Origin of the sequence: Morganella psychrotolerans (genome assembly GCF_965118875.1) — a bacterium.
GTDB lineage: Bacteria > Pseudomonadota > Gammaproteobacteria > Enterobacterales > Enterobacteriaceae > Morganella > Morganella psychrotolerans_C.
In genome coordinates this window covers 1-576 of sequence record NZ_CBCPJD010000070.1, presented here as the reverse complement: position 1 = coordinate 576, position 576 = coordinate 1, and the positions used below count along the sequence as shown (strand labels likewise).

The 576-nt window shown below is 49.1% G+C and carries 1 protein-coding gene; it reads right to left on the bottom strand.

The window, feature by feature from the left end; translation table 11 throughout:
- Positions 1-86 precede the first annotated feature (86 nt).
- Positions 87-576: terminase TerL endonuclease subunit (locus tag ACMHKJ_RS19370; RefSeq protein ID WP_413496485.1), on the bottom strand; the 490-nt coding region annotated here is incomplete at its 5' end.

Below are 576 nucleotides of genomic sequence, written 5' to 3'. Positions count from 1 at the left end.
GGCGTTGTGCAGACCGTATTTCAGGTAACAGCCCGCCATGACCGCGCTGAACCCCGTCATGGCAGTGATATCAAGAAGTATATTTTTCATAGGAATAGGATTTCTTCGTCTGAGTCCAGTGAGGAAAGGAAGTCGCCTTCGTCATTCAGCATTGCCCGGCCGATTGCCATTATCAGCGCCACCGCACCATCAATTTTATTTTCGTTCTGCTCTTTTATCGGACGGACAACATCGTCATTACCCGGCAGATATTTCCCGACCACGTTACCAATACACCAGCTCATAATCGGGTTGCCGTCATGATGAAAGCGTCCGGAAGCGATAGCAGCTTCAAGCTCTTTCATCGGGTCAGACATATTTGTGTAGTTTTGAACGATGGTGATCGGGTTCATTCCCTCGTCAGCGAGTTCGTGGGAAATATTTGTGGCTCCGTGGGGGTCAATCGCGGTTGCATCAATGGGGTTATTCAGGTTCTCAGCTTTTGCATCTTCCAGAATGACGCGGTAATCAATCTCTGCGCCATCGGTCAGTTTCAGGTGACCGGTTTCAACCCATTTCATAAATCGTTCGGCGGTA